Annotated in this window: 17 protein-coding genes and 1 pseudogene; 6 read left to right on the top strand and 12 right to left on the bottom strand. The window is 60.6% G+C overall.

Translation table 11 applies throughout. The annotated features are described in order from the left end of the window. Positions 1-224: 224 nt before the first annotated feature. The 4 genes and pseudogenes from RWJ89_RS24060 to RWJ89_RS24045 all read right to left on the bottom strand — a co-directional run bounded on the left by RWJ89_RS24060 (position 225) and on the right by RWJ89_RS24045 (position 4934). A pseudogene (locus RWJ89_RS24060) lies at positions 225-683 on the bottom strand (DUF2231 domain-containing protein). Between the two features lie 428 nt (positions 684-1111). Beyond that, the gene (locus RWJ89_RS24055) at positions 1112-3316 is read right to left on the bottom strand and encodes an amylo-alpha-1,6-glucosidase (RefSeq protein WP_316031553.1); all 2205 of its coding nucleotides are present in this window, start codon (positions 3314-3316) and stop codon (positions 1112-1114) included. 17 nt (positions 3317-3333) lie between these two features. After that, positions 3334-4428 carry a glycosyltransferase family 4 protein gene (locus RWJ89_RS24050; RefSeq protein ID WP_131641590.1) on the bottom strand — a complete coding sequence of 365 codons (1095 nt, stop codon included), beginning with the start codon at positions 4426-4428 and terminating at the stop codon, positions 3334-3336. Positions 4429-4637: 209 nt separating this feature from the next. Continuing rightward, a complete protein-coding gene (locus RWJ89_RS24045; protein WP_077975731.1) occupies positions 4638-4934 on the bottom strand; it encodes a DUF982 domain-containing protein in 297 nt (98 codons plus the stop codon). Between the two features lie 304 nt (positions 4935-5238). Between RWJ89_RS24045 and RWJ89_RS24040 the strand changes: the two genes are divergently transcribed. Together RWJ89_RS24040 and RWJ89_RS24035 are read left to right on the top strand one after the other, a co-directional pair. Beyond that, the gene (locus RWJ89_RS24040; RefSeq protein ID WP_077976261.1) at positions 5239-5916 is read left to right on the top strand and encodes a winged helix-turn-helix domain-containing protein; all 678 of its coding nucleotides are present in this window, start codon (positions 5239-5241) and stop codon (positions 5914-5916) included. Positions 5917-5960: 44 nt separating this feature from the next. Beyond that, a complete protein-coding gene (locus RWJ89_RS24035; RefSeq protein WP_316031552.1) occupies positions 5961-7391 on the top strand; it encodes a HAMP domain-containing sensor histidine kinase in 1431 nt (476 codons plus the stop codon). Here RWJ89_RS24035 and RWJ89_RS24030 read toward each other — a convergent pair. Then, positions 7339-8160: a glycosyltransferase family 25 protein gene (locus RWJ89_RS24030; protein ID WP_316031631.1), complete on the bottom strand. Its 822-nt coding sequence runs from the start codon at positions 8158-8160 to the stop codon at positions 7339-7341. The genes RWJ89_RS24035 and RWJ89_RS24030 overlap by 53 nt on opposite strands. A gap of 703 nt (positions 8161-8863) precedes the next feature. Here RWJ89_RS24030 and RWJ89_RS24025 point away from each other — a divergent pair. The 4 genes from RWJ89_RS24025 to RWJ89_RS24005 all read left to right on the top strand — a co-directional run bounded on the left by RWJ89_RS24025 (position 8864) and on the right by RWJ89_RS24005 (position 13210). Next, positions 8864-9559, top strand: coding sequence for a class I SAM-dependent methyltransferase (locus RWJ89_RS24025; protein ID WP_077975729.1), 696 nt, complete (start codon positions 8864-8866; stop codon positions 9557-9559). Positions 9560-9755: 196 nt separating this feature from the next. Further along, a complete protein-coding gene (locus tag RWJ89_RS24020) occupies positions 9756-11279 on the top strand; it encodes a winged helix-turn-helix domain-containing protein (protein WP_316031551.1) in 1524 nt (507 codons plus the stop codon). A gap of 950 nt (positions 11280-12229) precedes the next feature. After that, positions 12230-12733 (top strand): AAA family ATPase, encoded by a 504-nt coding sequence (locus RWJ89_RS24010; RefSeq protein WP_316031550.1) that lies wholly within the window; start codon positions 12230-12232, stop codon positions 12731-12733. A gap of 240 nt (positions 12734-12973) precedes the next feature. After that, positions 12974-13210, top strand: coding sequence for a hypothetical protein (locus tag RWJ89_RS24005; protein WP_316031630.1), 237 nt, complete (start codon positions 12974-12976; stop codon positions 13208-13210). 74 nt (positions 13211-13284) lie between these two features. Here the strand turns inward: RWJ89_RS24005 and RWJ89_RS24000 are convergent, their stop codons facing one another. The 7 genes from RWJ89_RS24000 to RWJ89_RS23970 all read right to left on the bottom strand — a co-directional run bounded on the left by RWJ89_RS24000 (position 13285) and on the right by RWJ89_RS23970 (position 18461). Continuing rightward, entirely contained in the window at positions 13285-14859 is a 1575-nt protein-coding gene (locus tag RWJ89_RS24000; RefSeq protein ID WP_316031629.1) for a carboxylesterase/lipase family protein, read from the bottom strand. 755 nt (positions 14860-15614) lie between these two features. Beyond that, a complete protein-coding gene (locus RWJ89_RS23995) occupies positions 15615-16052 on the bottom strand; it encodes a hypothetical protein (protein ID WP_316031549.1) in 438 nt (145 codons plus the stop codon). Positions 16053-16634: 582 nt separating this feature from the next. Next, a complete protein-coding gene (locus RWJ89_RS23990; RefSeq protein ID WP_316031548.1) occupies positions 16635-17228 on the bottom strand; it encodes a hypothetical protein in 594 nt (197 codons plus the stop codon). Between the two features lie 13 nt (positions 17229-17241). Next, positions 17242-17439: a response regulator transcription factor gene (locus tag RWJ89_RS23985; RefSeq protein WP_025393571.1), complete on the bottom strand. Its 198-nt coding sequence runs from the start codon at positions 17437-17439 to the stop codon at positions 17242-17244. Continuing rightward, on the bottom strand, positions 17436-17735 hold the full coding sequence (locus RWJ89_RS23980) for a GcrA family cell cycle regulator (RefSeq protein WP_025393570.1): 300 nt from the start codon (positions 17733-17735) through the stop codon (positions 17436-17438). The genes RWJ89_RS23985 and RWJ89_RS23980 overlap by 4 nt, the downstream gene beginning before the upstream one ends. Then, positions 17732-18130, bottom strand: coding sequence for a hypothetical protein (locus tag RWJ89_RS23975; protein ID WP_222023345.1), 399 nt, complete (start codon positions 18128-18130; stop codon positions 17732-17734). The genes RWJ89_RS23980 and RWJ89_RS23975 overlap by 4 nt, the downstream gene beginning before the upstream one ends. Next, on the bottom strand, positions 18096-18461 hold the full coding sequence (locus RWJ89_RS23970) for a hypothetical protein (protein ID WP_316031547.1): 366 nt from the start codon (positions 18459-18461) through the stop codon (positions 18096-18098). The genes RWJ89_RS23975 and RWJ89_RS23970 overlap by 35 nt, the downstream gene beginning before the upstream one ends. Positions 18462-18504: the final 43 nt, after the last annotated feature.

The raw sequence follows: 18504 nt of genomic DNA, 5'->3' as shown, positions 1-18504 counted from the left end.
GTTTTGGCGCAACTGAAACTTCCAGCGTGGTCGCCGGCGATGCATGCTTTCAGGAAGCGGCAAAGATAATCTCTACGGCCGACATGGGAGCGCACAGCAGCCTTATCCTTTCGATAACCAAAAAGGTCCGCTTCCCAGGCCTCGAGCCTGGGATTCATGCGCCGCCGATGGAGGCCAGCATGGATCCTTCGGTCGACGGAGTTTGCGGAAGTTTGCCGCCCTCCTCACCGCGTCGTGCTCGTTTCTTCGCTGACGCCGACCCGGTGGCGATACACCATTTCCCAGCCTTTCCAGCCGTTGAACAACAGCAGCGCAACGGCGATCAAAGACAGCGCCAGCCCGGTCGGCACGATGAAATCGGGGCCCTATACGACCCGCCGCCAAAGGCTGACGGCCTCGATCAGAACGAGGATGATGTTGCCGATCATGTGGAACCACGCAGCCCGCAAGCTGCGGATGCGGCTATCGCCGAAGAAATCGGTCAATCCGGCGAGTGCTGCCAGGGCTGCCATGACGAGGCCGGCCGTCAGCATCCAGTTCGACGCCGCCGGCCAGAACGGGTCGTCGGATTGGCTGTGGAGGATATCGGTGACGAGCGTTCCGACAAAGAAAGCGACCGGGAACGGGATCAACATCGGATGGATCGGATGGCCGGCAATGTTCAACGTGCTTTTCGGGTTCATGTGCTCGCTCCGACGTGCTCGGCTTATGTGCTGTGAAAACAAGCGGCGGCATGTTCGGTTCCCGCGCGTCGGGGATGAAGGCAATTTCGCTGTTGGAAGCGGGTTTGAGAAGGCTTCAGGTTTTCGAGGGCTTATCGCTCATGGCAACGACTTTGAGATCACGGCTGGACCGAGATCGTGATCACGCGGTGCGGTGTTGCCAAGGCGTTTATTCAACTACAAATTTTCTTCTTTCATTTTGCTCCCAAACATAAATTGACTCTGATTTCGAGTGATATTCCGTATCATGCTGTTGGACCGTTCAGCGATCATTGCTTGCCCCAAGCATTGCGTCTCCTGTACTTTGGGCGGCCCCTGACGATTGCCATTAATGCGATCAGTCACACCAATCATTCCGCTGCTTCGGACTCCATGCCCGTGCAACGCCTCTAAGCAGTCGTGAGGACACGTACATCTCCCTTGCGGCCCACGACGTCTACGACGACCTGTCGGCCGGACCGGCGAATGGTGACGTCAGCCGAACCGGAGCCCACCATAAGATGCCGCAAAGTGATCTCATCCAGGAATGCCGGCAGGCGCGGCTGGTTAAAGCTGATCTGCGAGGCGTTCGGGTCGAAATCCAGACCGAGGCACGATTGCAGTAACGACAAAGGCGCTGACGCGGCCCAGGCCTGCGGAGAGCACGCCACGGGATAGAAGGTCGGTCCATGCGACCGCCGTTGGGAAAAACCGCAGAACAGCTCGGGAAGTCCGCGTAATTCGATATAGGTCGAGGCTGCGAACAGACCTTCAAAGATTTGCGCTGCCGCTGCCTTGAAGCCGTAGCGCGCAAGCCCCATGGCGATCAGACTGTTGTCGTGCGGCCAGATCGAGCCGTTGTGGTAGCTCATCGGGTTGTAGCGCGCCTCGGTGGCGGGAATGGTGCGAATGCCCCAGCCGCAGAAGGACGAGGCGTTCATCAAGGTGTGCGCCACCTGTTCAGCTCTTGCGGGGTAGGCAATGCCGGTCATGAGAGCGTGGCCGGCATTCGAAGAGCGAACCCGACAGGCTCGCTTGTCTCCGTCCAGCGCCAGCACGAACGTACCGAGTTCCTCGTCGAAGAAACGGACGTCGAAAGCACGCCGCAGCCCTTCTGCCTTCGCCAGCAATTTCGCCGCGCGCTCGGGCTGGTCGAGCCGGCGGAATATCTCCGCGCTCGCTTGCCACGCGCCGTAGACATAGGCCTGTACCTCGGCAATCGCGATCGGCCCCCTGGCGAGTGTCCCGTCCGCATGAAAGACCGAATCGTGGCTGTCCTTCCAGGCCTGGTTGATCAGGCCCTCCACGGTCTGGCGCCCGTATTCGACGAAGCCGTCACCGTCGCGGTCGCCATATTCGTCGATCCAGGTCAGCGCCGCCTCGATATGCGGCAGAAGCTGCTGAAGAGTTGCCGTGTCGCCGGTGCGGTCCAGGTAGCTCCCCGCGAGCATGAGAAACAGCGGGGTCGAATCGACGCTGCCGTAGTAACGCCGGAACGGAACTTCCCCCAGTTCGGCCATTTCACCGAAGCGAACCTCATGGAGGATCTTGCCGGGTTCGGCATCCGATGCGGGATTGATATCGGTCGCCTGGTTGGCGGCGAGATGGCGAAGCACCCCCTTTGCGATGGCGGGATCCAGCCACAGCGTCTGCAGCGCGGTGATGATCGCATCGCGGCCGAACACCGTGCTGAACCACGGCGTCCCGGCATAGGGGTACGGCCCTTCAGGCGTGTCTGTTATCAACATGTAAAGGTCGGACACGCTTCGCCGCGCAAGCTGGTTGAAGATCTGATTGGAACTTGAAACCGAAGCCGCCCTTGCCATCGACGATCGCAATGCCCGTCGAGCATCGCGCATGGCCAGGAAAAAGCCGTTGACGCGGCGATCCTTGTCCAAACGGTCGCAGTCGATCTCGATGAAGATCGAGCGGCTGCCGCGCGCGCTCAAGTGGAGGTCGTAAACCGCCAGATTCGGCGCGAGTTCATCGGGAGCCGGATCGAACGAGACCCGGGTTGTCCGTGTTTTTTCATCGAGGCCGATATAGGAAAGAAGGACGCTTCCATCTTCGATGACGGCCGGCAGGCTACGGCCTCGTTTTGCCCGCACGGTGCCTCGCACTTCGAAGAGGTCAGCAAAGTCCGTAAAGAATTGGAGCTTCATCCGCAGGTGATGATCGCTGTCGTCATAGTTCTTCACTGCCAGGCGCTCATAACAACGCCCCGCCCATAGAAAGCGTGTCCGTCGAATATGGATGAGATCATGCTCGAGGCGCAGCTTTCCATCTTTGCCAAGGAAGTCCGGGTTCGTCAGATCGCAGGTGAGCGTGGCGTTGTCGTCGCGCATTGTCGACGACAGGAGCATCGGACGCCGATCCTCGAGCGTCAGGTAGAGATGCGAAAGATATCGCGTGTCGCGGTGAAAAAGCCCGTCGGGACTTCCTGGTCCGGAAAGAGCATCGCCATTGTGATCGAAGACCGCGAATGTATCGCCGTGCTTTAATGTACGTGATTGCCGCTCCTGCAGCGACGCGGCAGCGGGAATGAAGAATTGCGCAATCGGCGTCACTTGCTTCGTTGCTGCGGGATTTGAGTTGCCGCCTGCAGATGTCGTCACATGTCGCCTCCGTATTTTTACGCCACAACCTGGTCAATGGATATCGGGCGGTTCGCGCGCCGGCGCTGCGGGGCTTTTGCGCGCAATCCATGCAGCTGGCCGTAGACCGCAAGATAGTCTCTTGCCATGCGTCCCGCAGTAAAGCGTCTCTCGAAGTTCGCCCGCACCTTGCGCCGATCAAGCTGCAGTGCCCATTCGATGTTCTCGACAGCTTCGGCAACGGTATCGACCAAAATTCCCGAGATGCCGTCGTCGATCACCTCCGGGACCGAGCCGCTGCGGAAGGCAAGAACCGGTGTGCCGCAGGCCATCGCCTCGATCATCACAAGCCCGAAGGGCTCAGGCCAGTCGATCGGGAAAAGCAACGCGCCGGCATTGCCCAGGAAGCCCGCCTTCTGGCGATCGTTGATCTCGCCGATGTACTCAACATTCGGATGGCTCATCACCATCGGCCGAATTACCGTTTCCCAATAATGTTTGTCGACATTGTCGATCTTGGCTGCGATCCTCAGCGGCATGCCGACCTTGGCCGCGATTTCAATCGCCCGGTCAGGCCGCTTCTCCGGAGCGATCCGTCCGAGGAACGCGAGGTAACCGCCCGCCGGCTTTTCCGTGAAAGGTAGAAGGCTAGCGGGAAGGCCGTGATAGACTGTCCCCAACCAGTTGACGGGCGGCATCGGGTGGCGCTGGTCATTGGAGATCGACACCAGGGGAATATCTGGAAACGCCTTGTAGAAAGGCCAGAGATCAGGCAGGTCCAGCCGCCCATGCAGCGTCGTGACGGTGCGGTCGGCAAAATATCGGGTCAGCGGGAAATGCAGCAGATCGACGTGGAAATGCAGGACATCGAATTCGTGCGCGCGCCTGCGGATTTCCTCAAGCATCAGGATCTGATGCGGCAGGTGGTCCTTGATGGCGGGATTTAGTCTCAGGGCAGTGTTCGAGCACGGCACGAGGCGGGCATCTGTAACGGAATCGCCGCTGGCAAACAGCGTCACATCGTGGCCTTGGGCCACCAGTTCTTCGGTAAGGTACGAAACAATCCGCTCGGTTCCCCCGTATAATTTCGGCGGAACACTTTCTGCAAGCGGGGCAATCTGAGCGATCTTCATCGGCAAAATCTCCTCAGGTGAGCAGAGAGTCGACCGCAAAAATCGGAGCCGCATACTTCAAGGCATGCGGCAGTTGAATCCTAGCTTTTGCAACGGCTGCTGTTTCCTGCGTGCTCCTTTCCAGTAAGACTTCCTCGTCCAATCAAGATTGAACTTTGCCGAACTCAGCGAGCGTGTTTTGGTTCCGGCTGCGGCGATCACCTTCGGTACTAGATACCTGAGACATTTCGATCGCTGACCCGCCGCAGGTGCAGGGGCACGTCTTCTATGTCGGCGAGCTTGCCATGCTTTTTGAGAAAGCGACTGAAATTCGCTGCGACGACCGACGCGGGTAGTTGCCGATTGGCTGCTTTCCGGCAGGCGTCCAACATCACCTCATAGGTGACATCGCGTTTCTCCTGTGGCCATTCGTCGAGAAAATCAAAGACATCGTCAAGCCCGGTGATCTCCTGCACGAAGTACTTCCGTTGCGCGTAAATCGGGTGTTCAAAAGTATCGAGTGCCATCGTTTACCTCCTTCCATGGCGTGAGTGCCGCTGATTTAGGCAACGGAATTCTGCTCTTCAAGATCGCGGATTGGCTGAAATCATCGCCGGGATGGCTTGACGCCAGGATGCATGTCCTCGTGCGTGATCATCCGGAGCGGGTGACGGACTGCCCGGTGAATAGCTTCTTCGAATCGATCGGGCGTAGATGGTTTGGAAAGCCAGATTGCCGCTCCCCACCCGTCACCTTACCAATCCGTAAGTTGTCGCCAAGCCTTCCTCTCGGCTAGATCTCGCCCCAGGCATGGCGGGAATGATCGGGCTGATGCGAATCCTGCTTATCGAGGACGATACCAAGACGTCCGATTATATTGCCAAGGGCTTTTCCGAGGCCGGGCATGTCTGCGACGTGGTCGGAGATGGCCGCGATGGGCTGTTTCAGGCGCAGCGCGAGGCCTATGACGTCATCGTCGTCGATCGCATGCTGCCGGGTCTCGATGGCCTGGCGATCGTACGTTCACTTCGGGCTGCCAAGATCGGCACATCGGCGCTGTTCCTGACCTCGATCGGCGGCGTCGACGATCGGGTCGAGGGGCTGGAGGCTGGCGGCGACGACTATCTCGTCAAGCCCTTTGCCTTTTCCGAACTCATGGCCCGCGTCAATGCGCTTGGCCGGCGCCCGCCGGTGCAGGAGCAGCGGACGGTGCTGAAGGTTGCCGATCTCGAGCTCGATCTGATCCGGCGGGAGGCCCGCCGCGCCGGCCAGGTGATCGAGCTGCAGCCGCGCGAATTCACCCTGCTCGAGGTGCTGATGCGCGGCGAAGGCCGGGTCATCACCAAGACGATGCTGCTGGAGCGGGTCTGGGATTTCCACTTCGATCCGAAGACCAGCGTCGTCGAGACCCATATCAGCCGGCTGAGAGCCAAGGTCGACAAGCCGTTCCAGGTCCAGCTTCTGCATACGGTCCGCAACACCGGATACAGCCTGCATGCGCCTCGCTAGAACAGGAAAATCTCAAATCCTGTTCGCAATTTAAGAGTAAGAGCATGATGTCGTCCGAAAACCGCGCACATTTTTCGGCATCATGCTCCAGCCTGCGCAGGAGCACGCCTTTCCGGCTTGCCGTGACTTTCGGCGTGCTCTTCGTCGTCGCCTTCATCCTAAGCGGCGCGATCATTTACCACATGCTGCGCCTCGGCCTTGAGCGTGATCTCGAACAGTCGCTCCACGAGATGAATTCGCTCATCGTCTCGACCTACAATCCCGGTGACACCGAGGATCTGATCAACACACTGAACAATTATGCGAGCTTCCAGTCGACCTCCGATGGGCTCTATTCGCTGACGGATGCAGGCGGGCGCAAACTCGCCGGCAATTTCGCCGCACCCCGCATCCCGAACGGCATCTATACCGTCACCTCCAGGGATGTCGGGCTGAAGGGGCATGAACGCTACCGGATGCAGGTCTCGACCATCGGTCCCTACAGCCTGGTGGTGGCGGAAAACTTCAACGATGTCGACGAGATGCTGCGGATCGTGCTGGTCAGCTTCGAATGGGCCGCCGCGATCGTCGTCGCGACCGCGATCGGCGGCGGCGTCTTTCTCGCCGTTCGCGCCCAGGCGCGGCTGGACAGGGTCGCCCTCACCATGAACGACGTCTCCCACGGCGCGCTCGACGCCCGCATTGCCATCACCGGCAACGGCGACGATCTCGATACGGTGGCGATCCAGATCAACGCGGCGCTGGAGCGGCTGCAGAGATTGGTCGAGAGCATGCGGCAGGTGAGCGCCGATATCGCCCACGATCTGAAGACGCCTCTGAACAGGCTGCGCCTGACGCTGGATGCAGCGGTAGCCGGAAACGACCAGCAGGCGGATGTTTCGGCGCTGCTTGACGAAGCAAGACACGAGAGCGACCGGATCAACGCCACGTTCGAGGCGCTGCTGCGCATTTCCCAGATCGAGGCCGGCGCGCGCAAGGAGCGTTTTCAGGCCATCGATATCGACGCCGTGCTTGCGGTGATTTCCGAGGTCTATGGCGATGTCGCCGAAGACGCGCTGATGGCGCTTGATATCGCGGAGCGCTGTCCCGCGCTCATCCGGGGCGACCGTGATCTGCTGACGCAGATGATCGCCAACCTGGTGGAAAACGCGATCAACCACTGCCCGGCCGGAACCGGCATCACCATTTCGCTGCGCTGCCAGGGCGGCCGCGCCATCATTGCGGTCGCCGATAGCGGCCCCGGCATTCCCGCCGATGAAAGGGACAAGGTCTTCCGGCGTCTCTACCGGCTCGACAAGAGCCGCGCGACGCCCGGAAGCGGCCTCGGGCTCAGCCTCGTCAAGGCGATCGCCGACCTGCATTCGGCTGAGATCACCATGGCCGACAATCATCCCGGCCTCATCGTTTCGATCGCCTTCCCTCTCACTTCGGCAGTTGGTCCCAACCTCCCATCCGCCATGCCGCGAGCCGGCTGAAGCGGGCGGCAAAGCGGCGCAGCTCGGCGGCAGTGCGATATGGCAGCACGCTCCACGGCCGGCGGCGGCCCAGCCGGTAGGTCGAAAGCGCTGCCTGAATCTGCGAGCAGGGATCGACCCTTTGGCTGACCGGCAGCGGATCGACGAAGCAGGCGCTCAGCCCATCATCGAACTCCAGATCGAAGGCGAGATCATAAGGCAGGCGCATGGGGACAAGCACGCCGGCAATCCAGCCCGCCGCCTTGCGATTGATCAGATAGGCGCCGGACCCCTTCTCGCGGGTCAGCGCGATGGCGAGCGAGCGCGATGTGGTCAGCGGCTCCACCTTGTGCTTTCGCCCGGAATTGACGGTCGACAGGCGCAGGATGTCCCAGCGCGCACCGTGATCGAGGGCGGCATCGAGCAGCTCGGCCAGATCGTCATCGAAATCGAGATCGTCTTCCAGAATGAGCGCGAACTCGGCATGGCTGGCGAGGAACCGCTTGGCGCATTCGACGTGGCTTAGATAACAGCCGATCTCGAAAGGGTTCGGCCGCCGGCCGTGGCGGCTGAGATAGGCAGCTTCGTCAAAGCCCGGATGCGGCAGGCTCAGCCCCGCCCCATCGACCGCCGCCACCCGCTCGAAGGCAAGGCCGAAGCTTGCCAGCAGGCGCTCCATTCGAAACCTGCGCAATGGCGCACGGTCGAGATTGATCAGGTAGGTGTTCACCCGCAGGCTGACCGGATGAAGGGCCGGCATAAGGGCGGCAGGTGCGGCGCGCATGTTCATGAAAGAGCTGACCTTCGACTTGGCAATGATGGCGCCAAGCCTGCGCTCCAAACCTCACGGGGACCTCGCCCGAACTATACATTTTGGTAAAGTGCAGCGGTCGAACGGCCAGCGCGGCAATCTTACGGATTGGTATGTTCCCGGCAAAGTGCGCGTAACAATTTCGCGCTACCAGCGTCGTGCGGCATGCAGTGGACGCCTCCCTTCCCGCGATCGAAACGACAATCCCGCGCCTTCGATGACGACAGCGACCACTGCGTGCCGCGCTGGAGGGGGCCTTGGCTTGAGCAACCTTTTCAGTGCCCCCGTTCAGAGATCGCCACCTGCCCCTCAACCGGCTGCCGCCACCTTCTCCCCGCAGGCGGGGCGAAGGCACATTCCGCAACGTCTCCGTTCCCACCTCGCTCTTGCGTGGCACGTCCCCTCTCCCGTCTTTACGGGGGTCCGCAGGACGGGTCGAGACGAGTGGCTCGACCCCGGCAAGGTTAGGGTGAGGGGCAGTCCTCGCCGTGAACCGTATAGCGCGGGAGTTCGGGCTTTCGCCGCTATTGCTTGCGGCGATCATCGAGGTCGATGCGTTGAAGGTCGGCGACGCTTACCATGTTGAGCTGTTAATGCGGTTGAAAATTGATCAGAGGTAGGCACAGTCGGTCGCATCAGAAGCCGACACACATCCTCGAACAGTCTTCGGAATGGGAAAATCTTGGCCGAGAATGATTATGATGCGTTCGCGGTGGCTTATGACGCCGATAACGAGGTCAATGCCTGGAATGCCTATTACGAGCGGCCGGCCATTCTTGCCCTGGTTGGCGATGTCGCGGGGCTTTCCGTGCTCGATGCGGGATGCGGAGGCGGGGCGCATGCGGCAGCGCTGCTCGAGCGCGGGGCTGTTGTGACCGGGATCGACGCCAGTGCCGGCATGCTTGAAATCGCGCATCGTCGCCTGGAAGGGCGCGCGCGCCTGCTAACGGCGGATCTCAACGAAGCATTGCCCTTTGCGGACAAAGCTTTCGATCTGATCCTTGCCTCGCTCGTCATGCATTATCTGCCCGACTGGTCGAGGCCCCTTTCGGAATTCAACCGGCTGCTGCCCGAAGGCGGACGCCTGGTCTTTTCCACCCACCATCCCTTCATGGATCACGCCTCGACCGGCCGCGACGATTATTTCGAGACCTACAGCTTCGATGAGACCTGGCAGTGCGGCGGCAAGGATATCGCCATGCGCTTCTGGCACCGGCCGCTGCATGCCATGTTCGACGCGCTGAAATCGGCCGGATTTCAGATCGACATCGTCAGCGAGCCCCAGCCCGATCCTCGCGCCCGGACGCTTTTTCCGCAGGCCTATCAGAGCCTGACGACCAAGCCGCGATTCCTGTTCTTTTCAGTGGTGAAAGCATGACGACGGGTAGACATCGTTTTTCGCCTCCTGCGCGGTCGTGCTTCATTGCGACCACACACCACGCCGCGTCCGAGTAACGAGCGAGTTCCGGTCGTTTGCCGAAATTGCGCCGGCCGGACCCCTGAAAGGATGAAGAGCCGTCGGCGAAGACCTGGTGTATGCTAGGCGACGGGATCCGTCACACGTGAGGATCGTCATGGTCCGTTCGCCAGCAACTGCCACCTTTATCCTCAACGACAAGGTTGTCGTCGACCTGGAAGACGAGACGCTCCGTCTTGAGAACGGCGATGCAATCGCCCTCAGGCCGCAGGCCTTTGCGGTCCTTCGCCACCTCGTCCAGAACGCGAACAGGCTGGTCAGCAAGGCCGAGCTGCTTGAAGCCGTCTGGGGAGGCGCCGCCGTTACCGACGACAGTCTCGTTCAATGCATCCACGAGATCCGGCGAGCGCTCGGCGACGAGCGGTATGCGGTCTTGGCCACCGTCTCGCGGCGGGGCTACCGCCTGTCGCTGGAGCGTGCCGACGAGAGTGCGCTCGGCGGCCCTTCGATCGCCGTGCTGCCGTTCGCCACCATGCGCGACGAGCCCAATGACTACTTCGCCGATGGCCTGGTCGAGGACATCATCACCAACCTCTCGAAGATCCCGGGTCTGTTCGTCATCGCACGCAATTCCTCCTTCGGCTTCAGGGGCGAGAAAGCCGATCTGCGCACAATTGCCGCCGAACTACACGTTCGCTACCTGCTGCAGGGCAGCTTGCGGCAGTCCGGAGGGAGGCTGAGGATCAATGCCCAGCTTGTCGACGGCGCATCGGCCACTAATGTCTGGGCCGACAGGTTCGAGGGCGCGGCAACGGACGTGTTCAATCTCCAGGATCAGTTGACTGAGCAGATCGTGGGCTCGATCGAACCGAGTGTCCGCCGTGCGGAGATCGAGCGTGCGCACCGCAAGCGGCCCGAAAGTCTGGACGCCTACGATCTCTACCTTCGGGCGCTGCCACACGCCCACGCGAACACGCCCGTCGAGACGGACAAGGCCCTGCAATTGCTGGCGCGCTCGATCGAGCTTCAGCCCGACTATGTCGCTGCGCATGGCTATGCCGCATGGTGTTACGAGCAGCGCTACCTGCGCAACGGGTTGGATCCCGCAGACAAGGCGACCGCACTCAGCCACGCCGACATTGCGTTAGGCATCAACAGCGACGACCCGCAGGCGATGAGCATCGGCGCGTTCGTCCGCGCCAACCTCACCCGGGACTACGACGCCGCCGTCGAGGTGCTCGACCGGGCTCTCGCATTGAACAACAATTCGGCCCTGGCCTTTGGCTTCAGCGCTTTGGTCAGTGCCCACAGCGAGCGACACCAGCGGGCGGTGGAACATGCGCACAAGGCGCTGCGGCTGAGCCCGCTCGACGATCCGCTGAGCTACCATCCCTACTGCGCACTCGCCCTGACCCACCTCTTTGCCGGCGCCTTCGCCGACGCAGCCAGATACTCCGCTCTGGCGGTCCGGGCAAATCCCGGCTTCAGCATCCCGTACGCCTATCTGGCGGCCAGCCACGTCGGCCTTGGCAATGTCGAAGCCGCGCACTCTGCGGCACGACGACTGATGGAGGTGGCGCCGAATTTCTCGGTCGGCGGCTACGTGCGAACGAACCTGTTTCAGCCGTACTTGATGGACGCGCTGGCAGCGGCCTTGCGAACGGCAGGGCTTCCCGAATGAGGCCGGCCAGCGGCGACCAAACCGCGCGTCAGATGCGGCGCTGTCACAAGCCGCCGGTCCCCAGATCATATCCGTTGGGCGGATAGACCAGTCGAGCCGCGATGCGAACAACATCTGCGTCATGAAACGTCCATGACGCATCTCCTGCCATGGTCGGCGTCGAGGAATTCGCAGGCGACCATATCAGCAAATGCTTTTCTAATTCGAAACATGCTCGGCCAACGATGCCGATCGGGGAAATATCGTCATTTGATCGGAGTCCGTTCGTTACATGCGGCAGGACCTCGCTCACAATTGCCGGCAGATTTGCGACCTGCCGCCCCCGGAACACTAAAGATGAATCGCGCTTTGTATTTCTCAGCTATACTATCGACGCTGTCTTACTGGAATGGCGCTACCGCCCACGACACCGAGTCGGGATGGATCTATCCACCCGCATGCTGCCGAGGAGACAAAGAACGAGGCGATTGCCACGAAATTCCGAGTACCAGCGTGAGCACCGGTCCTGACGGTTTCAGAGTGCTGCTCAATCCGGGCGACCATCACCTCGTCACAAAGCAACACTTCTTCCGAATTCCGTATGGTGCCACCATTCCGTCCGGAGACAGTCATTTTCACATTTGCTTGCACCCAACCGAAGACCAAGCGAACTGCTTCTTTGCCCCTCCTTACGGATTTTGATTTGCGAGGCATCGGAGGCGCCGCCTGCGGGTGGGATGCTGACAGTCAGCTTATTGTCGGAGGCACCACAAAGCAGCCAGTGGGTTGGACGACCTCACCGGTGCGCTCACCCATGCGCTCCGTCTTGACCCCCGAGCAGAGCGGTCCTACAAGACAGACCATGGCAACACACCTCTGATTGACCGCGCCTTGCGGCCTTGAGCGAAGCGCACTCCTGCACGACACCGCGGGGCGGCTTCCACTTGCCAATCCAAATCAGAGATTTTCCAATGCCCACGCTCTACCTCACTTGCGGTCTTCCCGGTTCGGGGAAGACGTCGCTCGCCAAGATCATCGAACATGAAACATCTGCCCTCCGTCTGACCGGCGACGACTGGATGCACAGGCTTTACCCCGGCATCTCTACGCCGGAAGCCGAAACTGGTCCCTGCCAAGGCAGAGTCGAGGGCCTGCAATGGCAGATCGCTCTGCGTGCCATCAGGCTTCAGTGTAACGTTGTCGTGGATTGGGGTGTGTGGTCACGGGCAGAACGCGACACCTGCCGCGAGGAAGCGCGCGCAGCCGGTGCCCGCGTCGTCCTCTGCTTCCTCGACGTTCCCTTTGATGCGCTTTGGGACCGGGTCTCCCGGCGAAACGCCGCGCTTCCTGCCGGCACGTTCGACATCTCGCGGGCGGACCTGCTTAGGTGGTCAAAGCTGTTCGAGCCGCCAACCGCCGAGGAGTTGGCGCTTTACGATCGGCAAACCCATCCAGCCATCACCGCCCTTGAATGAAGCGCCACAGCGCCAGGGTATTCTCAGTCTGCGTAGCAGGCGGGTCCGGGCCAGCTCGCTGGTGAGGACACCTCGCCTTCTTACCCGGGGGCCGGAGCACGGGACGGTGGCGGAGCTGTTCCCGCCGTTGAGTGGTTCATCTTCGAAAGTGGACGAAATGTTCCAATCCATTGTCACCCATTGACGTGAACAAGTTTCACCCCAATACGGTCAGGCCAGCCAAACGACAACAGGAGTGTAATCGTGAGCGAACCGACCGTAGCAGATGCAACAAACCGCATTTATGAGTCGCTCCAGGCGGACAATGCCGACATCGACGTGCATATCGCGGCCCTGAAGGCAGCGTTGACGCGGGCGGGTTTAAAAGAGGCCGTATTCGACCCGGCCAGGCTCGTGCAGAATAACCGTTCCGGCAGGAAGCGAATGCAGGCCTACTTTCGCCAGCGCGGTGTCCTGGTGAAATTCTCAGACTCGTGAAGCCTTCCAGACGGCTTCGCTACCCCACTGAATGGCGCGACAACGGTGCCCAGAATTCGGGCGGCACCGACCCGTCACCTCTTTTCCTCCCAATACCTTTGCCAGAGGTCGAGCCTTGGCTTCAGCGGATCTGCTCCGAACGTCACGCCGTGATTGGTGAAGTCGATGACCCTGTGGACGAAGGGGTCGTGGTGGGGCCATTTTGGCCGTGAGCCGCCATTGGGATCACCGCTCGTTGCAAATTGGACCCAGTAGGCACTCGCCAATGTGGCCATGGCCCAGTCGGCAGGCGTAACCTTGTCTTTCACCAGTGCGTCCGGAATGTTGAGCGTAAACGGAATTTCGAAGCCGTGCAGAGTGCCTTTCCATGCCGGATCGGTACGGAGGGCCTCGGCGACATAGGAGAAACGATACCACCACGTCGGCTGACCAGCGCGGATCATCTCGTCAGCGAGGTGGCGCGACGGTTCGACAAGCGTTTTGTCGGCCAGAACCTGCTGCTTCAGCTCATCGAGCGTCTGTTGGCCGGTCGGATCGTAGAGGGTGCGGGCTTCGGCTGCATGCTTCCCGAACAGCGCGAAGAGATCGTCTTTCGTCGCGGCCTCACCGAGACCGAGATCTCGATTATTTGCCCCGACGATGACGGGAACCGGCGCCTGGCGGCCGGCCGCAAAGGCCGCTTCAGGCGTTTCGAGCAAAAACCGTCCGTCAATGATCGGGCCTGAGACGCCGATGACGGGCTTGTCGGTCGACATTCCCTCCAGCACGTCGTGTGCCGATGCACCTTCGGTCAGCTTTTCGGCAGGCAGCGCCCGAAGGGCGGTGAGAGCGTCGGCATCGCTTCCATTGATACCCAGAGAAGCCGCATAGTCCAACGCGGTTTTCTCCGCCTCTTTCAAAGGTGATAAAGGCGTGCTCTCAGCACGCGCGGTAGGCAGGCCAGGCGACTGTAGAATGGCGCCGCGGAAAAGCCCCCGTGACAATGGCGATATCATGTGCGCCATCACCGAGCCGCCACCGGCCGACTCTCCGAATATGGTCACTTTCTTCGGATCGCCGCCGAAGGCTTCGATATTTTTCTGGACCCATTTCAGGGCTGCAAGCTGGTCCATGTAACCATAATTGCCAACGGGCTCGTCAGGGGATTCCTTCATGAGCGCCGGATGGGCAAAGTACCCCAATCGGCCTACACGGTAGTTCATGCTGACGAACACAACTCTCCGGGCGGCCAGCTGGTCGCCTGGATATTGAAGGGTGTTTCCCTCGGCAAGAGCGCCGCCATAAATCCAAACCATCACCGGCAGCGGGGTCCGGGAACGCTTGGCGGGTGTCCAGACATTGAGGGTCAAACAATCTTCTGACTTCGGCAGGTCATCGGTCTGCATGCAGGACGGACCGAAATTGCGGGCATCCTTGATACCGCTCCATGTCTCCATTGGTCTCGGATTGCCCCATCTGAGATCACCCACCGGCGGTGCCGCATAGGGTATGCCTTTGAAGCTGACGACCGTGCCGGATCTCTCACCTTTCAGCATGCCGCTGTCGATGGTAACGGTGTCGTCTGCCGCACCCAATTGTGGCGCGACTGTCAGCTGACACGCTGCGACGGCCAAAAAGAGCAGAAACCTGCGACTGCCGTCCACAAACACTGCACTCTCCAGCGCCAAGTTGAGACAGTTTGGGAGCAAAATACTCCGATGGAGCGGCAACGAAAAGGGTTCATCAGACGTCGGCCAGAGTCCGCTATTGCTCCACGGCGGGTTTCGGATCGATCCGCTGGGAGTCTGGCGAAAACACACGCCCCAACCTCCGTCATCCCAGGCCTTGAGCCTGGGATCCATGGCCGTGGCTGATCGAGGCAGGCGTGGATCCTCGGGTCAAGCCCACGCTGTCCTGGTAAAATGTTTGGACTAAGTGCCGTTGGCTCTACTCGGTTGCAGACGTTTCGCGGCGTTTTGGACACGAGCAAGGGCTTCATGTCATGCGACAACCCTGCCCAGAGTTCCCCGCCTGCCCCTCATCCGGCTGCCGCCACCTTCTCCCCGCTTGCGGGGCGAAGGGACATGCCGCGACCTCTCCGTTCCCCACCCGGCCTATGCATGGCACGTCCCCTCGCCCCGTTTACGGGGAGAGGGTTAGGGTGAGGGGCAGCCCTCGGCTTGAACCGGATAGCGCGGGAGTCCGGGCTTTCGCGCCTATTACCTGCTGCGATCATCGATGACATCGGCTCGACGCTCCATTCCCTTCACCGTTGCATCGTTCCTCCAACCAGACGGTTATCCGGCTCTATAAATCGATGGGCTTCGAGGCGTGGGCTGTCGAGATCGATGCGTTGAAGGTCGGCGACAAATATTATGATGAGCTGTTGATGCGACTGGAAATTGGTCCGAGATAGCAGTGCCGGTCAGTCATCATCCGGCGGGTCACCCAATTCATCCAGCCAATAACCTCGGCCTTCGATATTCGTGAATTGATCCTTATGACGCCAGAGGATGGTACCCAAATAGCGGGCTTTGTCCTCGCTGTTTATTATAAGTCCTTTTTCCTCGATGAGTTTGACCAATCTTCCACGTCGGATTGGCGTACCCAATTCGCGAATCACCTCCGCCGCAACCTGAGCGATTCTCTTCGGCGTCGCTGGCCCTCGGGGAAAACGCACTCGAATTTTAGGTCGAGAGGGCGTCTCCTCCAAAACTTCGCCCGGTGACACCATCTCATCTTGAACTACTTTTGTTCCGGTTAACTCCTCATAGAAACGGATAAACTCGTTCAATCTTTCAAGCTCAATTTCTAATTCCCTCTTTTTTTTCAGCGCTTTACGAATTGCATCGTCCATTGCCATTAGCTCGCCACCTTAAATACCCATTCAAGGGATACATGAGAACATAACATGAACACTGTTTTCCCCTGCGAAAACGAATCCGTGTTGCACAGTGATTGGCCCCAGTGTATATGATTTATGTGTTTCCTGGCAAAGGAAAAGGCCCAGTGGTGCAAACACTGGGCCTCGGGTATTGCCAGCGACTCTCGGTGCTCGTGAGTGCCAAACCGAGAGCGAAGACAATTTCGCTATATGAATATGCATTACGCATATATCGTTATTCGTCGGAGAGCGCAACCGGCACGCCTTGAACACAGGTTTAAAAACCGATGTCTTCACGTGCTTGCCATTGGGTCGGGCCGTATACCCGTGTCCGCTTCGGACATACGGAATACGTCTGCGGCTACTGGCGCTGCTGCGGTTAAGACCGCTGACAGCTCTTGCGTCTGCTCGACGGTGTAGCCGTCTATAGTGGTGCCTGTCCGCCGGGACGCTCTCGGCGGACTCCGTATTATGCGAAGCGCTACAGTATCCCTTCCGCGCCGACTATCTGGATCAGCGGAACCAGCGAGCGGTGAGTAGGCATTCACACCATTCACCGCATCACCCACCCCTCGCCCCTCGCAACGCCGTCAACCCCCGCCGCAGCCACAGCAACTGCTGCGGCGGCATCTGGCGCAGGTGGTCGTAGTCCATCACCGTGACGTTATAGACCATGCTGCGCACCTGCGGCCCGTCGGGGCAGCGCAGCAGGATGCCCTGCAGCGCCATCATGCGGTTGCTGGCTTTGCGGGCGCGGTCGGCGAAGGTTTCGGTCGGCTCGCCCTCATGGCCTTTGACGGAGAACAGCGATTGCGCTCTGGGGCTCGGGGCCGGGATGCCTGTGGTCTTGTGGTAGCGGGCGATCGTCTCGGCATAGTCGTCGCCGGCCTGGCGCTGTTCGGCGGTGACCAGGCCGTCGAGGAACATGCGGCCGAGGGTGTAGCCGGCAAAGGGGCTCCTGACCGTCTCGTCATCAACCGTCCGGCCGAAGCCGTGGATGCGCCGGCGGGCTGATATCGCGACGCTGATATTGTCCTTTTCGGTTTCGAAGGGCTTGATCTTGCCGCAGGGAAAACGCTCGACATTTTCCTTGCGCGGCCGGCCGGCGCCCTTGTTTGCCCGTCCTGTCTTCACCTTGGTGGCTTTGCCGCCCATGCTGATGGTCCTTCTATCGAATGATGCCGTTTCTGAGTGCCGCGGCGACCAGCGCCGTTTCCTTGAAGACGCCGAGCTTCATCTTGGCGTTGGCGATGTGCGTGTTCACGGTGATCGGCGAGATGCCGAGAATGGTGCCGATCTCGGCGGCCGTCTTGCCCGCCGCCATCCAGCGGATCACTTCGGTTTCGCGTGGGGTGACGGCGCTCATGGCTCAGCGGGCCCGTCGATGCTGGGCACGCGCGGCATCGTCACATGCGCGCCCGACAGGGTCACCCGTGTCACGCGGTCGGGGTGGCGGATCGGCTGGACGGGCGGGCCTGCCTTCGGATGCGGATGCCAGGTGTCCTGCCTGGAGGGGAACCTGTCGCGGTTGCGGTGCGCCATGTTGATGACGGTGTTCTTCTTCGAGCCGAACAGGGTGGCGATTTCTCTCGCCGACAGCCCTTCCTTCCAGAGCTTTTCCGCCTTGACGATCTTGTCTTCCGTCCAAAAGGTGATGGTCACTTGGCTGCCTCCTGTGCATCGCGCGCGGCGCGGGCGATGATCGGGTTGTCGGGAAACATTCGGGCGAGCTCCCGCTTGGCGCTGCGGCTGCCATTGGCTGCATCGCGCAGCAGTTGCATCTTGTAGGCCGGCACTTTCGGCCGCGGCACCTCGGGCACGGCTTCCAGCCGCGGCCGGCGTTCGGCCTCGATCGCCGCCTGCTGCTGGCGGCACTCTTCGGCAAAGCTGGCACTGCTCGGGGCAAAGGCGCGGTTATGATCCCTCACCTGGCCGGAGATGAAGCGTTTGGCGGCCCGCCAGACCGCCTCTGCCGGAAGGCCCTCGACGGCGACGAGATAGGCGCGGATCTGCATGTCGGGATCAGTGCCTGCGGATGCCGGGAAGCCAGAAAGCATCCCCGAAATGATCTTCACCAGGGGGGAAATCTCGTGCGGCATCCACTGCTGTCCTTCTCGTGCTGCTGTTGATCGACCCGGCCTCCCTCGCCTTCTCCTTGAGGTACCAGTCGCATTTGATCGCCTGCCAGCCGCGGAAGATCTGCATCTCGGCGGCGCCGACCGGATCCCCGGTCATGAGATATTCCCTCGCCTGCATCCGCGCGGCATAAGCCGTCAGCGGCTTCTTCAGCGTGCGCTTGCGATGCTCGACGATCGCTGCCGCCAATTCCTCCCCCAGCACCGGGCGGAGGATCTCCATGATCTCCTCACTCACCGTGTCCTTAGCCATGCGATGTGCCTTTCCCGCTCGATCCAGTCCCGACCCCATGAAT

The organism is Rhizobium sp. 10PS4, assembly GCF_032464805.1.
In the GTDB taxonomy this organism is placed as follows: Bacteria; Pseudomonadota; Alphaproteobacteria; order Rhizobiales; family Rhizobiaceae; genus Rhizobium; species Rhizobium laguerreae.
This window is presented reverse-complemented; position numbering and strand designations above follow the sequence as displayed.

Excerpts from the sequence above, each read along its gene's own strand:
- RWJ89_RS24050 (WP_131641590.1), bottom strand. The coding sequence starts at position 4,428 with ATGAAGATCGCTCAGATTGCCCCGCTTGCAGAAAGTGTTCCGCCGAAA.
- RWJ89_RS24045 (WP_077975731.1), bottom strand. The coding sequence starts at position 4,934 with ATGGCACTCGATACTTTTGAACACCCGATTTACGCGCAACGGAAGTAC.
- RWJ89_RS24040 (WP_077976261.1), top strand. The coding sequence starts at position 5,239 with ATGCGAATCCTGCTTATCGAGGACGATACCAAGACGTCCGATTATATT.
- RWJ89_RS24035 (WP_316031552.1), top strand. The coding sequence starts at position 5,961 with ATGATGTCGTCCGAAAACCGCGCACATTTTTCGGCATCATGCTCCAGC.
- RWJ89_RS24030 (WP_316031631.1), bottom strand. The coding sequence starts at position 8,160 with ATGAACATGCGCGCCGCACCTGCCGCCCTTATGCCGGCCCTTCATCCG.
- RWJ89_RS24020 (WP_316031551.1), top strand. The coding sequence starts at position 9,756 with ATGGTCCGTTCGCCAGCAACTGCCACCTTTATCCTCAACGACAAGGTT.
- RWJ89_RS24010 (WP_316031550.1), top strand. The coding sequence starts at position 12,230 with ATGCCCACGCTCTACCTCACTTGCGGTCTTCCCGGTTCGGGGAAGACG.
- RWJ89_RS23995 (WP_316031549.1), bottom strand. The coding sequence starts at position 16,052 with ATGGCAATGGACGATGCAATTCGTAAAGCGCTGAAAAAAAAGAGGGAA.
- RWJ89_RS23990 (WP_316031548.1), bottom strand. The coding sequence starts at position 17,228 with ATGGGCGGCAAAGCCACCAAGGTGAAGACAGGACGGGCAAACAAGGGC.
- RWJ89_RS23985 (WP_025393571.1), bottom strand. The coding sequence starts at position 17,439 with ATGAGCGCCGTCACCCCACGCGAAACCGAAGTGATCCGCTGGATGGCG.
- RWJ89_RS23975 (WP_222023345.1), bottom strand. The coding sequence starts at position 18,130 with ATGCTTTCTGGCTTCCCGGCATCCGCAGGCACTGATCCCGACATGCAG.
- RWJ89_RS23970 (WP_316031547.1), bottom strand. The coding sequence starts at position 18,461 with ATGGCTAAGGACACGGTGAGTGAGGAGATCATGGAGATCCTCCGCCCG.